This window comes from Paractinoplanes toevensis, assembly GCF_018332695.1.
Lineage (GTDB): Bacteria > Actinomycetota > Actinomycetes > Mycobacteriales > Micromonosporaceae > Actinoplanes > Actinoplanes toevensis.
Window position 1 is genome coordinate 1 of the sequence record NZ_BOQN01000071.1, and the last position, 14,204, is coordinate 14,204.

Here is a 14,204-nt window from a genome sequence, read left to right on the forward strand (position 1 = left end):
ACGAACATTTACCGGCGGCGGTGCGCAGCCGCGCACCGCCGCCGAGATCTCAGTACGCGCTTGCGAGGTCCGCCTTGGCGTTGTCCTCGCTGTACTGCCGGTCGGAGATGATGACGTCCTGGTCGACCGGCTCACCGCCGAAGAACTTCTGCGCCGTGGCGAAGGAGAGTGGCCCGAAGCGCGGGTTGGATTCGATGACGGCCGACGCCCAGCCGTCCACAATGGCCTGCACAGCGCCCTTGGTGCCGTCGATGGACACCACCTTCACCTCGCCGGCCTTCTTGCCGGCGCTCTTCAGTGCCGTGATGGCGCCGAGCGCCATCTCGTCGTTCTCGCCGTAGATCCCGTTGATGTCCGGGTTGGACTGCAGTAGCTGCTCGGCGACTTTCTGCCCGTCCTCGCGGGCGAAGTTGCCCGTCTGTTCAAAGACGATCTTGATGTCCGGGGCGACCTTGGCGATCTCGTCCTTGAAGCCGCTGGTGCGCAGCGTGGTCACGTTGTTGCCGGGCGCGCCGAGCAGGATCGCCACCTTGCCCTTGTTGCCCAGCGACTTGGCCATCTCGTCGGCGGCGCGTTTGCCCTGCTCAGCGAAGTCCGACCCGATGAAGGTCAGGTAGTCCTTGCAGGGCGTGGCGTTGATCTTCCGGTCGATCGTGATGATCGGGACCTTCTTGGCCGACGCCTTGGCGAACACCGAATCCCAGCCGTCCGAGTTGAGCGGCGCGATCACCAGCAGCTGCACACCCGAGTCGATCATCTGCTCGACATCGCTGATCTGCTTGTTGAACTGGGAGTTTGCGTTCGTTGTCGTGAGGTTGGTGATGCCGAGTTTGGCCGCCTCGTCCTTGATGGACTGGGTCTCGGCAATACGGAACGGGTTGGCCTCCTTCTCCGACTGGGAGAAGCCGACCTTGGCCGTCTTGAGGTCCAGTTTGGTGCCGCCGTACTGGTCGATCGTGCAGGTGGCGGCGCCGGCCGAGGCCGATGCGACGACCTGGGCGCCGGCCGAGGCCGGGGCCGCGGAGCCCGTGGAGGAACCGTCGTCCTCGGATTTCGCGCAGGCTCCGGCACTGAGAATTAGTAGGGCCGCACCGAGAGTAGCGGCCGCTGGGCGCAAAAGACCCATGATTTTGTGCTCCTTAGCGGTGATGAGACATCGGGGAGTAACCGCCTGGAAACACATTCACGCACTATCGAACTTTTCCTGTCAAGGACGCACGCGCCGACCGTCCCGTGCGAAGGATTAAACGACGGCGTTCGATGTGCGCGCCATGTCCCAGCGCGCCGACATCGAGGTGTAAAGGCGCAGCGCCTCGTCCGGCCGCTCGCCGCTGAGCACGGCCGCGTCCTCGAGAGCCGCGGCCAGCTCGAAGCGGCGGCCCACCCGTCGGTAGTGCTCGGCGGCCTCCCGAGCCGGGGCCGGATCACCGGTGCGCAGAGCCTGGCAACGCAGGTGGGCGGCGTGCGCGCGGGCCGGCCGCACCTCCTTGGCGGCCTCGGTCGCGCAGATCTCGGCGGCCCGCTCGGCGATGTCCATCCGGGACTCCCGCAGGGCGAGCCGCAGCACGTCGGGCAGCCACTGGTGGCGCAGCATCATCGGCGCGTACGACGGCTGGAGCAGCGGCGCCAGCAATTCGAGAGCCGGCCGGCCCTCCTGCTCGGCCGCGAGCGCGCGGGCCACCAGCAGGAAGTCGCAGTTCTCCCGTTCCGCCTCGCTGGCCGGCACCGCGTCGGCCGCGTCCAGGTGCGCGGCGGCCAGGTCGCGGGCGTCCCGGTGCAGCGCGATCAGCGCGGCCACCCCGTGCATCAGCATGGTCACCGCGCCCGGCTCGCGCAGGCCGTGGAACAGGATGCCCGGGCCGTCCTCGGTCACCGCCGACACCTCGGCCAGCGCGTCGTCCCACCGGCCCAGCCAGTAGTCCTGCACCGCCGTCGCGACCTGCATGTTCGCCGCCAGGCGGTGCGCGGCCGCGAACTCGGCGGCGGTCCGCAGGGTGCGCTGCGCCTCGTCCAGGCGGTCCAGATTTTGCAGCGAGAAGAGCCGATTGTCGAGCAGGTCGAAGTACGTCCCGGTGAGGTCGTCGCGGCCCTTGACCACGGCCAGCGCGCGGTCGACGTGGTCCAGGGCGCGTTCGTGATCACGGCGGATCGAGCTGGTCAGCCAGATCGTCTGGAGCGCGAACGCCGTCTCGTACGGCTGGCCGGCCGCCTCCGCCTCGGCGCGCACCGCCTCCGCCCGCTTCTCGGCCTGATCCAGGTCGTCGAGGTCGCCGCGGCGGAAGTTGGCCAGCAGCACCCGGTGCCGGGTCTGCCAGATCGTCGGCACCCGCGGGTCGTCGACGGCCTCCCGCAGCATCGCCACCGCCTCGGCCGACTCGCCCCGCCGGTAGCGCATGGTCGCCAGCAGGTGACGCATCTCGGCCCGGTCGGCCGGGTCGGTGGCGAGGCTCATCGCCTCCTCGGCCTCGGTCATCGGGTAACGGTCGCGGCGGAACTCGAGACGGACCAGGGCGACCAGCAGCACGCCGCGCTGCGCCGCCGACGGCAGGTCGGTGCGCAGCGCGCGGCGGATCAGGTCGGCCGCGATCTGCGGGGTACGCCGGATCACCTCGGCGTGGTGTGCGAGCAGCCAATTCAGCACCCAGGTGTCGACCGCCGGGGTCTCCGCGTTGAGCTGCTCGGCGACCCGGGTGACCGAGCTGCCGCCGGCCGCGAGCACCTCGGCCGCGTGCCGGTGCAGCCCGGCCCGCAGCGCCGGCGGAACGCTCTGGACCAGCGCCTGCCGCAGGTATCCGTGCCGGAACGCGAGGTCGGTGCCGCTGTCCACCAGCACGTTCGCGGTCAGCGCCTCCTCCAGCGCGCCGACCAGGTCGAGCGCCGACCGGCCGGTCACCGCGACCACCTCGCTCACCGAGAACTCGGCCCCGAGCAGCGCGGCCAGCCGCAGCACCTCGCGGGTCGGCCCGGAGAGCAGGTCCAGAGTGGAGTGCACGGCCGCGAGCAGGGTGCGCGGCGGTGCCACGGTGACGTCCGGGCCGATGTCGGCGCGGCCCCCGGCGACCTCGATGACGTCCCGCTGCCGCAGCGCGCCGACGAGTTCCCGGGCGAACAGCGGGTTGCCGCCCGACCGGGTCACCAGCGCCCGCAGGTTCGGGCCGGGCGGGGCACCGACCTGCGCCGCCACCAGGCGGTCGAGGTCGGCGGCCGGGAGCGGGCCGAGCCGCAGGCCCGGCGTGTGCCGCGGGCGATCGGTGGCGCGGGCGGCCGCGACCAGCAGCAACGGCAGCCGGCCGACCAGGCCCTGCAGCCGTTCCCACACCCGGACCGTGGCGCTGTCGGCCCACTGCATGTCGTCGACGATCAGGATCAGCGGCGTCGCGGCGCAGGCGGCCCGGACCGAGGCGACGATCTGGTCCTCGGCCACCTCCGGCTCGGCGACCGGGCTGCGCGGGCGGCGGGAGGCGGATTCCAGGCCGAGGGCCCGGGACAACACCTGCAGGGGTACGCGGGAGCCGAGCTGATCGGCCGCACCCCAGGCCACCCGGCAACCGCAGCGGGCCGCGTCGGCGAACGCGTGGGTCAGCAGCTCGGTCTTGCCGATGCCCGGCTCACCCTCGATCCAGATCGACCCGCCGGCACCGGCCGCCACCTGCCGCACCAGACCCCGCAGGTGATCGACCTCGGCCTCGCGACCGAACCAGCCCCGATTGGTGAGGCCGTCCCGCAACGCCTTCGCCACCGCGGTCGGCACCACCGTGCGCAGCGGCTCGGGCACCGGCAGCGCGGCCGGTTGCTCGGCCGAGCCGGCCAGCACCTGCCGCTGCAACTCCTGCAGAGCCGGGCCCGGCTCGATGCCCAGCTCGGCGACCAGCGTGCGGCGGGCCGCGCGGAACACCTCGAGGGCCTCGGCGTGCCGGCCGGCCCGGTGCAGCGCGCGCATCAGCAACTCGTGCAGCGGCTCGTGCAGCGGGTTGTCTTTGACCAGGCCGGTGAGCTCGGCGATCAGGCCGTCATCACCGCCCCGGTCGAGCAGGAGCCGGGCCCGCTGCTCGGCGGTGCTCAGCCGCAGCTCGGCCAGGCGCTGCCGGTCCAGCTCCAGGAACGGGCCGGCCAGCGTCGCGTACGCGTCACCGCGCCACAGTTCGAGCGCCTCGTCCAGTCGCTCGGCGGCGGCCCGGTCGTCACCGGCGTGCATCAGCTCCGCCGCGGCCGACCGCAACTGCTGGAACCGGGCCGCGTCCAGGTCGGCCGGCTCGACCCGGAGCAGGTAACCGCCCGAGGCGGTGGTCAGCAGGCCCGGCGGCAGGGCCCGGCGCAGGCCCGACACGTACGTGTAGACGCTGCCGGCTGCGGTGGCCGGCGGCGAGTCGCCCCAGATCGCCGTGATCAGCTCATCCCGGCCGACGAGCCGGCCGGCGTGCGCGGCGAGCACCGCGAACACCGCGCGCTGCCGGGCCGCACCCAGCTCGATCTCCCGGTCGGCGATCCAGGCACGGACCGGCCCGAGCACGCTGACGCGCAAGACTTCCGGCACGTGTCCTCCCGGGTCGGGTGTCCTCAACTTCGAGGGAGACGGGCCGGGTGTCAATGGATAACAGAAACCGTCCTTACGGGCAGTCCTCCGGCACAGCCCTTCCCCGCCCGACGACCCCCTGGTGAACTGGCCTATCGGCCTCTATCACGCCCTGAAGAATCTCTGAAGGTTCTCTGAAGAACCTTTTCCGACACTTGCTCCCACACCTCGAGGAACTCGTGGGCACTCGTGGGAGGAGCGGGCCGTGGAACAGGTGAAGGTCGCGTTGCAGGCGATGGATCCGGTCAGTCATGCCGGGTTGGCCGCGCTGCTCCAGTTCCGGAACGACATGGTGGTGCTGCGCAGCAACCAGCGGCACGATGCCGACGTGCTGGTCGCGGCGGCCGAGCGGCTGACCCCGGACGTGGTGGCGGCCCTGCGCCGCACCGGCGCCGACGTGAGTGCGCCGATCGTGCTGGTCTGCCAGGAGATCCTCGAGGCCGAGCTGATGACCGCGGTGGAGTGCCGGGTGGTGGGCATCCTGCCGCGCTCGGCGGTCACCGCCGAGCGGCTGGCGCACAGCGTGCGGGCCGCCGCGGCCGGTGGCGGGGTGATGCCCCCGAACCTGGTCGGCGAGCTGCTCAAGCAGGTCGAGCGGATGCAGCGGGACGTGCTGGCGCCGAACGGGCTGAACGCGTCGGGGCTGACCCCGCGGGAGATCGACGTGCTGCGGCTGATGGCGGACGGCTTCGACACCAACGAGATTGCCGGGAAGCTCTGCTACTCGGAGCGGACCGTCAAGAACGTCATCTACGGCGTGACCCACCGGCTGAAGCTGCGCAACCGCTCGCACGCGGTGGCCTACGCCCTGCGGGCCGGGATGATCTGATACCGGGGTGGAAAACCCCCCAAAACTTCAGCGTGGTGACCGGGTCGCCGTCGTCTCGCCGTCGTGGGCCGGGCCGGGCACGTTTCCGGCCACCCACGACCTGGCCCTGAGCCGCATCCGTGACCTGCTCGAACTCGAGCCGGTGGAGTTTCCCACCACTCGCCGGCAGGGCCAGCCGAAAGAGCGGGCGGCCGATCTCATGGCCGCCTACCGCGACCCGAGCATCCGGGCCGTCTTCGCCACGATCGGCGGTGACGACCAGATCACCGTGCTGCCGCACCTCGACCCGGCGCCGTTCCGGGCCGACCCGAAGCCCTTCTTCGGTTACTCGGACAACACCAACCTGCTCAACTGGCTGTGGCGGCACGGCGTGGCCGGCTACCACGGCGGCTCCACGATGGTGCACCTCGCGCGGGGTGGCGCGGTCGACCCCGAGCACCTGGCGTCGCTGCGGGCCGCGCTCTTCGAGACGACCGATCTGGAGATCACGCCGGTCGCCGCCTTCAGCGACGAGGAGATGAGCTGGGCCGACCCGGTGTCGCTCACCACCTCGGTGCCGAAGATCCCGAGCCCGGGCTTCGGGTGGCACCGGGCCGACCGGGTGGTCACCGGGCCGACCTGGGGCGGCAACCTGGAGATCCTGCACTGGAACCTGGCCGCGAACCGGTGGATCGGGCCGTCCGACTCCTACGCCGGCTCGATCCTGCTGCTGGAGACCTCGGAGGAGATGCCGCCGGCCGACGAGGTGTTCCGGATGCTGCGCAACGCCGGCGAGCGTGGCCTGTTGCAGCAGTTCCCGGCGGTCGTCGTCGCCACCGCCAAGGCCAGCAACATCGGCAACCGGCCGCCGCAGTCGGAGCGGGCCCGGTATCGGGACGAACAGCGGGAAGCGGTCATTCGCGCGCTAGCCGCCTACCATCCGTCGGCGATGGCCGTCTTCGGTGTCGATTTCGGACACACGGCCCCGCAGTGGATCCTCCCGTACGGCGGCCGGATGACCATCGACGGCCCGGCCCGGCGGATCATCGCGCACTTTTGACGGCGTCCGCCCGCCGCAGCGGCGGGGAGCACGGGTCGCAGAACGTGTCGGCCGGCACGTGGGCGGCCAGCCGACTCGGGATCAGGATGAACGCGATCACGCTGCCGCTCGCCATCAGCCCCGCGCAGATCAACATCGCGTGCCGGTAGACCGGGTGCAGCTGGTCGGAAACGGTCAGGCTGCCAGCCCCGAGACCGGCCGCGAGCGGCAGGATCGCCACCGACAGCAGACCGGCCGCGCGGGCCACCGCGTTGTTCACCCCGGAGGCGATTCCCGCGTACGCGTCGTCCAGCGAACCCAGCGCCGTCGACGTCAGCGGCGCGACCAGCAGGGACAGGCCCAGCCCGAAGATGATCACCGCGGGCAGCACGCCGGTCAGGTAGGACGTGCCCGGCCCGATCATCGACATCAGCACCAGCGCCACCGCGCACACCAGCGGCCCGACGGTCATCGGGATCCGCGGTCCGATCCGCTGCCCCAGCGCGCCCGAGCGGGACGACAGGAACAGCATCAGCACGGTCGCCGGCAGCATCGCGATGCCGGCGGCCAGCGGCGTGAACCCGGCCACCACCTGCAGATTGATCACGACCAGGAAGAAGACGCCGCCGTTCGCCGCGTACACCAGCAGGGTCACCAGGTTGGCGCCCGCGAACGCGGTGGTCCGGAAGATCGACAGCGGCACCATCGGCTCCGGTGACCGGTGCTCGACCAGCACGAACGCCAGCAGGCCGGCCACCCCGACGGCCAGCGCGAGCAGCACCACCGGATCGCCGGGGCCGCGCATCGGCCACGCGGTGAAACCGTAGGTGAGCCCGCCCAGCCCGGCCGCGCCGGTCAGCACCCCGGCGACGTCGATCCGGCGAGCGGCCGACGGGTTACGCGATTCCGGTACGTGCCGGGCCGCGACCCACAGCACGAACGCGGCCACCGGCACGTTGATCAGGAAGATGTAGCGCCAGCTGCCGGCCTCGACGAGCCAGCCGCCGAGGAACGGCCCGGCCGCACCGCCGATGCCGCCCAGCCCCGACCAGGCGCCGATCGCCCGGGCCCGGTCGTCGCGGATGAAGGACGCCTCCAGGATCGCCAGCGCTCCCGGGGTGAGCAGGGCGCCGCCGATGCCCTGCAGCACCCGGGCGCCGATCAGCAGCTCGATGTTCGGCGCCAGCCCGCACAGCAGCGAGGCGGTGGCGAACCAGGCGATGCCGATCATGAAGACGCGCTTGCGGCCGAACCGGTCACCCAGCGACCCGCCCAGCAGGATCAGCGAGGCCAGGCTCAACGCGTACCCGTTGACGGTCCACTGCAGGCCGGACGCCTCGGCGGACAGGCTGCGCCCGATCTCGGGCAGCGCGATGTTCACCACCGTGGCGTCGACGAAGGCCAGGCTGGTGCCGAGCACGGTGGCCAGCAGGACCCAGCGGCCGGTTGCGCTGCGGTATTTGATCAACTCGTCCTGGGCCATGCGCCGAGGCTACGCGCGGTCAGGCCACGGTGTGGCTGCGCGGCTCCGAAGCGTGGGTGGCGGTCGGGCGTACGGCTCGGGTGGATGGCCGGAAGGCCGCGCTCGCCACAGCCGCCGACACGCTCGCCTGGCCGGCCAGGTACGGCCTGCGCAGGATCAGGCCGTCCAGGCGGGCGCAGAGCTCGGCGCGCTGGAACGGCTTGGTCAGGTAGTCGTCGGCGCCGGCGTCCAGGGCGGCGAGGATCCGCTGGTCGTTGACGTCGGCGCTGATCAGCATCACCGGCAGGAGCGCGGTGGCCGGCTCGGATCGCAACCGGCGGCACAGCTCGATGCCGGACTCGCCGGGCATCCGCACGTCGAGCAGCGCGGCGTCGATGCCGCCACCGCGCAGCGCGGCCATCGCGGAGGCGGCGTCCTCGGCGGCGACGACCTCGTGCCCGGCCCGGCGCAGCGCGAGGGTGAGCAGCTCGCGGTGGTCGGCGTCGTCGTCGGCGATGAGCACGGTTGACACGAGGGCCTCCAGGAACGGAAAGCTCGAACATCCTGATGTTCGGCAACCCGCCCGAAACCACTGAGCCGTTTCCCCTGATGCGCACGTACGTGCACACCAAGGCGATTGTGCGCGTACGTGCACAACGGCTAGGATGTGCGCGTACGCGCACAGCGGGAGGTGCCATGCGTGTCAGCAACGCCCGGGATCTCGGCCTCTACGTGCGCGACCGCCGACGGGCCGCCGGGCTGAGTCAGGCCGACCTGGCCACCCGCGCGACGGTCAGCCGCCGCTGGCTCTCCGACCTGGAGTCGGGCAAGCCCACCGCCGAGATCGGCCTGGTCTTCAAGATCGTCGGTGCGCTGGGCCTTTACCTCGACTGCCGCCCCGAGCCCACCCCGGCGGTTGATCTCGATGCCTACCTCGACTCGCTCGGAGGCCAGTGATGACCCGCGAGTTCCAGGTGTCGGCCGGAAACCCGTTCGCGCTGCTCACCCACGTCGGCGAGGACCGCCAAGAACTACTCCCTGCTGCTGGCCGGCGGGCAGATTCGGCTCGCTCCGCTGTACGACGTGGCGAGCAGCCTGCCCTACGGCGACATGTACCTGCCGCGGCTCCGGCTGGCCATGCGGATCGGGTCGGAGTACCGGGTGGAGACGATCACCGGGCGGCGCTGGCGGGCCTTCGCAAGCCAGAACGGCCTCGATCTGGACCGGACCGTCGCGCGGATCGACGAGCTGGCCGCCCGGCTGCCGGCGGCGTTCCGGGAGGCGGCGAGCGCGACCCCGGTCGCTGCCTTGAAATCCGCGCTGCCGGAGCGGCTGGCCGCCGCCGTCGAGAATCATGCCGCCCGGTGCCGGAAAAACCTGGCCTAGGGTGGGGTCTATGCGTGCTGCTGTCTTCGAAGAACCCGGGCCCGCCGCCGTCCTGCAGATCGTCGAGCGGGAGGTGCCGCCGGTCGGGACCGGTGAGGTCCGCGTCCGGATCGTGCTGTCCGCCGTCAACCCGACCGATACCGGCACCCGCGCGGGGCGCGGCGTCCCGGACGGGGTGAGCCCGCCCCGGGTGCCCAACCAGGATGGCGCCGGCGTCGTCGACGCCGTGGGTGATGGGGTCCACGGGCTCGAACCGGGTGACCGGGTCTGGGTCTGGGACGCCAGTTACGCCCGGGAGAACGGGACCGCCCAGGAGTTCGTGGTGCTGCCCCGCCGCCAGGTGGTCCGGATGAACGAGGACGTGCCGTTCGAGGTCGGCGCCGACCTGGGCATTCCGGCGCTCACCGCGCACCGCTGCCTCACTCTGGCCAGCGACGGGCCGGCCCGCCTCGAGCCGGGCGCCCTCGACGGGCGGACGGTGCTGGTGGCCGGTGGTGCGGGTGCGGTCGGCAACGCGTCCATCCAGCTGGCCAAGTGGGCCGGCGCGACCGTGCTGACCACGGTCAGCTCCAAGGAGAAGGCCGACCTCGCGGTCGCGGCCGGAGCCGACGCGGTGATCAACTACCGCGAGGAGGACGCGGTCGCGCGAATCAAGGAGCTGGCCCCGGGTGGGGTGCAGGTGGTCGTCGAGGTCAACACGGAAAACCTGCGCATCGACCTCAGCGTGATCGCCCCGGGCGGCAACATCGCCATCTACGTGGCCGGCGAGGTGACGATCCCGAGCTTCAAGGCGATGCTCAAGAATGTCAGCCTCGACTTCGTGCTGACCTACACGACCTCGACCGAGGAGAAGGACAACGCGGTCGCGGCGGTCGCCGAGGCGGTCAACGCCGGTGTGTTCAAGGTCGGCGAGGACGCCGGGCTGCCGATCCTGCGGTTCCCGTTCGAGCGGGTGAGCGACGCGCACGAGGCCGTCGAGCAGAACGCGATCGGCAAGGTCGTCATCGAGGTGACCGAACCCTAGACAACAGCGCGTCGGCCACCCGCTCGACGCCGCGCCCGTCCACGGCCGCCCACGCCCGGGCGGCCAGGGCGGTGCGCAGGCCGGCGTCGGTGAGCAGCGCCCGCAGTGTTTCCACGGCCGGCGGACCGAGGTGGCCGAGCTGCCCGAGCCCGGCCGCAAAGCCGCGAGCCATCGTCCGCTCGTACCCAAGAATTTGGTTGTCGACCACCCAGACCAGCGCGGACGGCAGGCCGAGGCACAGCAGTTCCCAGGTCGAGGTGCCGCTGGCGCTGACCGCCAGGTCGGCGCCGGCCAGGAGTTTCGGCAGGTCGTCGGTGGGTGGAATGATCTCGAAGCGCTGGCCCGGCCCGGCCGCCACGGTCCGCAGTTCGGCCCGCAGATCCTCGTTCGCGCCGATGATCGTCGCGTCGAAGGGCACGCCGGTCGCGGCGAGCAGGGCGGCCGCCTGCGGCGCCGCCCGGTAGGCGTCGGTTCCGCCGAAAAAGGCCACCACCTTGGGCGTACGGACGGAGCTGTGCACCGGCGCGGACAGTGGCCGCAACTGGCGCACCGAGCCGCGCAGCAAGGCGTAGTCGATCCCGGCCAGCCCGACCACCCCCTCGGCCGTGATCACCGAGTCCAGGTTCTGGTCGACGTAGATGTCGGCGGACTGGCCGCGGAAGGCCCCGTCCACGATGGCCAGCACCGGCCGACCGGCCTTCCGGACGGCCACGCTGTGCAGCGGCGGCAGCGTGTACGAGTCGATCACCAGCGCGTCGAGTTCGAGTCGCTCGACCGCCGCCACCAGGCCGACCGGGTCGAACGGCGGTGGATGCCAGGGCAGCCCGCGCTGGGTGAGCTGGGCCTCGGCCCAGGCGACACCGCCGAGGTCGGACAGGAAGCGGACCCCGACGTCACGGGCGACCAGTTCCTCGGCGAGCGCCACGCACCGGACCAGATGCCCGACGCCGGTGCGGGGACCGGCGTCGCAGCGAATCCCGACGATCGTCACGCCTGCACGAGGGCCTTCTGCAGGACGTGCGCGTTCAGCTCGACCAGGTCGGGCCGGGTGGTCAGCCAGTTGGTGATCGTGCGCAGCGGGACCGGCTCGTCGCCGAACCGGTCGACGATCGCCGAGACCACCTTCCAGTCGTCCTCGGTGTCCACGGTCAGCCGCAGGTGGGACAGGTCGGGCTGGACGGTCAGGCCGATCACGTCGAAGTCGTCGGCGTGCGTGTAGATGTACGACGTGACGTGCACCCGGTGATGGTCGGTGGCGAGCGGGTCGATCGCCCGCAGCACCGGCGTGCGGACCATCTCGACGTCCATCCCGCGCGGCAGGGTGTGCGCGATCGACGTGGTCAGGTAGTCGGCCCCGGCCGCCACGAAGACCCGGTAGGCGCGGGCGATCAGCGCCGGGTCGACGAGCGGGTTGTCCGCGGTGAATCGCAGCACGATGTCGCTGTCGTACTCGTCGAGCACGCCCAGGAACCGGGCGAGCACGTCGTCGACCGGCCCGCGGTGGCAGGGCACCCCGATCCGGGCGCACTCCTCGACGATCACGTCGTCGGTCTCCTCGACGGTGGTGGCCACCACCACCTCGTCGAGGACGCCGCTCAGCTGGGCGCCGCGCACGCAGCGCTCGAGCACGCTGCGCTCGCCGAGCTTCAGGAGAACCTTGCCGGGCAGACGGGAGGAGTCCATCCGGGCTTGAACGATGCCGAGCGTGGTCATTTCCGCTAACTCCCCAGGATGTGACGCAGGGACTCCACGACGCGGTCCTGGTCGGCGTCGGTGAGATCGACGAAGAGCGGCAGCGACAGCTGCTCGGCGTAGAACGCCTCGGCCACCGGGCACATGCCGCGGCGGTAGCCCAGGTCCTGGTAGACCGGGTGCCAGTAGACCGGAATGTAGTTGACCTGCACGCCGATCCCGGCCGCGCGCAGCCGGTCGTACACCTCGCGCCGCCGGCCGTCGAGGACGCGCACCGGGTAGAGGTGGCGCATCGGGTCGACGCCGTCGCGCTGCACCGGCAGGCGCAGGCCCGGCACGTCGGCGAGCAGCTCGTCGTAGCGCGCGGTCAGCCGCTGGCGGGCGGCCTTGAAGTCGGCCAGCCGGGCCAGCTGCGAGCTGCCCAGCGCGCAGAGCAGGTCGGGGAGCCGGAAGTTCAGCCCGAACGACTGCACCTCGTAGTACCAGCCGCCCTCGTCCGGGTTCCGCAGCCGATCGGGTTCGCGGACCATGCCGATGTTGCGGAACGTGCGGGCCCGGGCCAGCAGGTCGGGCCGGGTGGAGGCGACCGCGCCGCCCTCGGCGGTGGTCAGGTTCTTGGTCGGGAAGAACGAGAAGGTGGTCAGGTCGGCGAGCGTGCCGACCGGACGGCCGTGGTAGGTCGAGCCGATCGCGTGCGCGGCATCGCCGACCAGCACGGCGTCCACCCGCTCGGCGATCTTGCGGAGCGGGTCGTACTCGGCCGGATGGCCGGCGTAATCGACCGCCGCGATCACCCGGGTGCGGGCCGTGGCCACCGCCTCGACCGCGGCCGGGTCCAGGTTGGCGGTCTCGTCCTCGACGTCCGCGAAGATCACCGTGGCGCCGAGCAGGTTGGCGCAGGAAGCGGTGGCCACGAACGTCATCGGGGTGGTGACGACCTCATCGCCGGGGCCGACCCCGGCCGCCGCGTACGCCGTGTGCAGCGCCGTCGTGCCGTTGGTGACCGTCACCGCCGGGGCACCGGCCACCGCCTCGACGTCCGCCTCGAACTGGGCCACCCGCGGGCCGGTGGTCAGCCAGTCGCTGCCGAGAGCCGCGAGCACCGCCTCGACGTCGGACCGGTCGATCGACTGCCGTCCGTACGGCAGCATCACTTCTCCTCGGCCTCGATCAGCGCACGCATGTCGTCGACGGAGAGCCACAGGTCGTTGTTGTCGGACCGGTAGTTGAAGCCGTCGGCGACCTCGTCGCCGCCGACCGGGGCCCGGTAGCCCCAGCTCGCGGCGACCGGCTGCACCACATAACGGTCCGGGAAGCGAAGGGTGCGGCGGCTGTCGTCGGAGGCGATCATCTCTTCGTGCAGCTTCTCGCCGGGGCGGATGCCGGTCTCGTGCGTGGGTGACCCGGGGGCGACCGCCTCGACCAGGTCCATGATGCGCATGCTCGGGATGCGCGGCACGAACAGCTCGCCGCCCTCCATCCGGTCGAACGAGTCGACCACGAACTTCACCGCGGCCGGCAGCGTGATCCAGAAGCGGGTCATCCGCTTGTCGGTGATCGGCAGGCTCTGGCTGTTGGCGGCCAGCTTGCGGAACAGCGGCACGACCGAGCCGCGGCTGCCCATCACGTTGCCGTAGCGGACCACCGACAGGCGGGTCGGGTGAGTGGCGGCGTAGTGGTTGCCGGCGATGAACAGCTTGTCGGCGACCAGCTTGGTGGCGCCGTACAGGTTGATCGGGCTGGACGCCTTGTCGGTGGAGAGCGCGACGACCTTCTTCACGCCGGCGTTGATCGCGGCGTCGATCACGTTCTGCGACCCGTTGATGTTCGTGTTCACGAACTCGGACGGGTTGTACTCGGCGGTGTCGACCTGCTTGAGCGCGGCCGCGTGCACGAGGTAGTCGACGCCGTGCATGGCGCGGGCCAGGCGGTCGCGGTCGCGGATGTCGCCGAGGAAGAAGCGGAGGCGACGGTCGTCACCGAACATCTGGCGGACCTCGTACTGCTTCAGCTCGTCCCGGGAGAAGACGACGATGCGGGCCGGATCCAGGTGGTTGAGGGCGTGGTCGAGAAACGCCTTCCCGAACGATCCGGTGCCACCGGTGATGAGGATCGAGGACCCGCTGATTTCAGACACGATTGAGCTCCCGGGGGTGGGCCATAAGGCAGTACGAGGCGGAAGCATAACCACGATCGGCGCCATTTCCAGGGCAGATTAAA

At 71.4% G+C, this 14,204-nt stretch carries 12 protein-coding genes and 1 pseudogene; 5 read left to right on the forward strand and 8 right to left on the reverse strand.

Annotation, left to right across the window (positions count from 1 at the left end; all coding sequences use genetic code 11):
* Positions 1-49: 49 nt before the first annotated feature.
* Both Ato02nite_RS27935 and Ato02nite_RS27940 read right to left on the reverse strand, forming a co-directional pair.
* Positions 50-1,126: an ABC transporter substrate-binding protein gene (locus Ato02nite_RS27935; protein ID WP_213009616.1), complete on the reverse strand. Its 1,077-nt coding sequence runs from the start codon at positions 1,124-1,126 to the stop codon at positions 50-52.
* Between the two features lie 117 nt (positions 1,127-1,243).
* Positions 1,244-4,534, reverse strand: a complete 3,291-nt coding sequence (locus Ato02nite_RS27940; RefSeq protein WP_213009617.1) for an ATP-binding protein — start codon at positions 4,532-4,534, stop codon at positions 1,244-1,246.
* A 244-nt stretch (positions 4,535-4,778) separates the two neighbouring features.
* Between Ato02nite_RS27940 and Ato02nite_RS27945 the strand changes: the two genes are divergently transcribed.
* Both Ato02nite_RS27945 and Ato02nite_RS27950 read left to right on the forward strand, forming a co-directional pair.
* Complete coding sequence (locus tag Ato02nite_RS27945) at positions 4,779-5,402, forward strand: helix-turn-helix transcriptional regulator (RefSeq protein WP_213009618.1); 624 nt, start codon at positions 4,779-4,781, stop codon at positions 5,400-5,402.
* A 7-nt stretch (positions 5,403-5,409) separates the two neighbouring features.
* Complete coding sequence (locus Ato02nite_RS27950; RefSeq protein WP_213009619.1) at positions 5,410-6,441, forward strand: S66 family peptidase; 1,032 nt, start codon at positions 5,410-5,412, stop codon at positions 6,439-6,441.
* On the opposite strand, the gene Ato02nite_RS27955 is transcribed toward Ato02nite_RS27950, so the two are convergent.
* Both Ato02nite_RS27955 and Ato02nite_RS27960 read right to left on the reverse strand, forming a co-directional pair.
* Entirely contained in the window at positions 6,425-7,903 is a 1,479-nt protein-coding gene (locus Ato02nite_RS27955; RefSeq protein ID WP_213009620.1) for a DHA2 family efflux MFS transporter permease subunit, read from the reverse strand. The genes Ato02nite_RS27950 and Ato02nite_RS27955 overlap by 17 nt on opposite strands.
* 19 nt (positions 7,904-7,922) lie before the next feature.
* Positions 7,923-8,414, reverse strand: coding sequence for a response regulator transcription factor (locus Ato02nite_RS27960; RefSeq protein ID WP_213009621.1), 492 nt, complete (start codon positions 8,412-8,414; stop codon positions 7,923-7,925).
* Between the two features lie 164 nt (positions 8,415-8,578).
* Here Ato02nite_RS27960 and Ato02nite_RS27965 point away from each other — a divergent pair, with 164 nt between their 5' ends.
* The 3 genes and pseudogenes from Ato02nite_RS27965 to Ato02nite_RS27975 all read left to right on the forward strand — a co-directional run bounded on the left by Ato02nite_RS27965 (position 8,579) and on the right by Ato02nite_RS27975 (position 10,292).
* Positions 8,579-8,839 carry a helix-turn-helix domain-containing protein gene (locus Ato02nite_RS27965; protein ID WP_213009622.1) on the forward strand — a complete coding sequence of 87 codons (261 nt, stop codon included), beginning with the start codon at positions 8,579-8,581 and terminating at the stop codon, positions 8,837-8,839.
* 78 nt (positions 8,840-8,917) lie between these two features.
* Positions 8,918-9,268 (forward strand): annotated as a pseudogene (locus tag Ato02nite_RS27970) (HipA domain-containing protein); the annotation flags it as partial.
* A 10-nt stretch (positions 9,269-9,278) separates the two neighbouring features.
* Positions 9,279-10,292, forward strand: coding sequence for an NADPH:quinone reductase (locus tag Ato02nite_RS27975; protein WP_213009623.1), 1,014 nt, complete (start codon positions 9,279-9,281; stop codon positions 10,290-10,292).
* On the opposite strand, the gene Ato02nite_RS27980 is transcribed toward Ato02nite_RS27975, so the two are convergent.
* From Ato02nite_RS27980 to pseB, 4 genes are read right to left on the reverse strand one after another with little or no spacing between them, the layout of a single operon-like run.
* Complete coding sequence (locus Ato02nite_RS27980) at positions 10,270-11,283, reverse strand: PseG/SpsG family protein (RefSeq protein ID WP_213009624.1); 1,014 nt, start codon at positions 11,281-11,283, stop codon at positions 10,270-10,272. The two genes, Ato02nite_RS27975 and Ato02nite_RS27980, sit on opposite strands and share 23 nt — an antisense overlap.
* Positions 11,280-12,005 (reverse strand): cytidylyltransferase domain-containing protein, encoded by a 726-nt coding sequence (locus Ato02nite_RS27985; RefSeq protein WP_213009625.1) that lies wholly within the window; start codon positions 12,003-12,005, stop codon positions 11,280-11,282. The genes Ato02nite_RS27980 and Ato02nite_RS27985 overlap by 4 nt, the downstream gene beginning before the upstream one ends.
* A 5-nt stretch (positions 12,006-12,010) precedes the next feature.
* On the reverse strand, positions 12,011-13,135 hold the full coding sequence (locus Ato02nite_RS27990) for a DegT/DnrJ/EryC1/StrS family aminotransferase (protein ID WP_213009626.1): 1,125 nt from the start codon (positions 13,133-13,135) through the stop codon (positions 12,011-12,013).
* Positions 13,135-14,121 carry a UDP-N-acetylglucosamine 4,6-dehydratase (inverting) gene (pseB, locus tag Ato02nite_RS27995; RefSeq protein WP_246607482.1) on the reverse strand — a complete coding sequence of 329 codons (987 nt, stop codon included), beginning with the start codon at positions 14,119-14,121 and terminating at the stop codon, positions 13,135-13,137. The genes Ato02nite_RS27990 and pseB overlap by 1 nt, the downstream gene beginning before the upstream one ends.
* Positions 14,122-14,204: the final 83 nt, after the last annotated feature.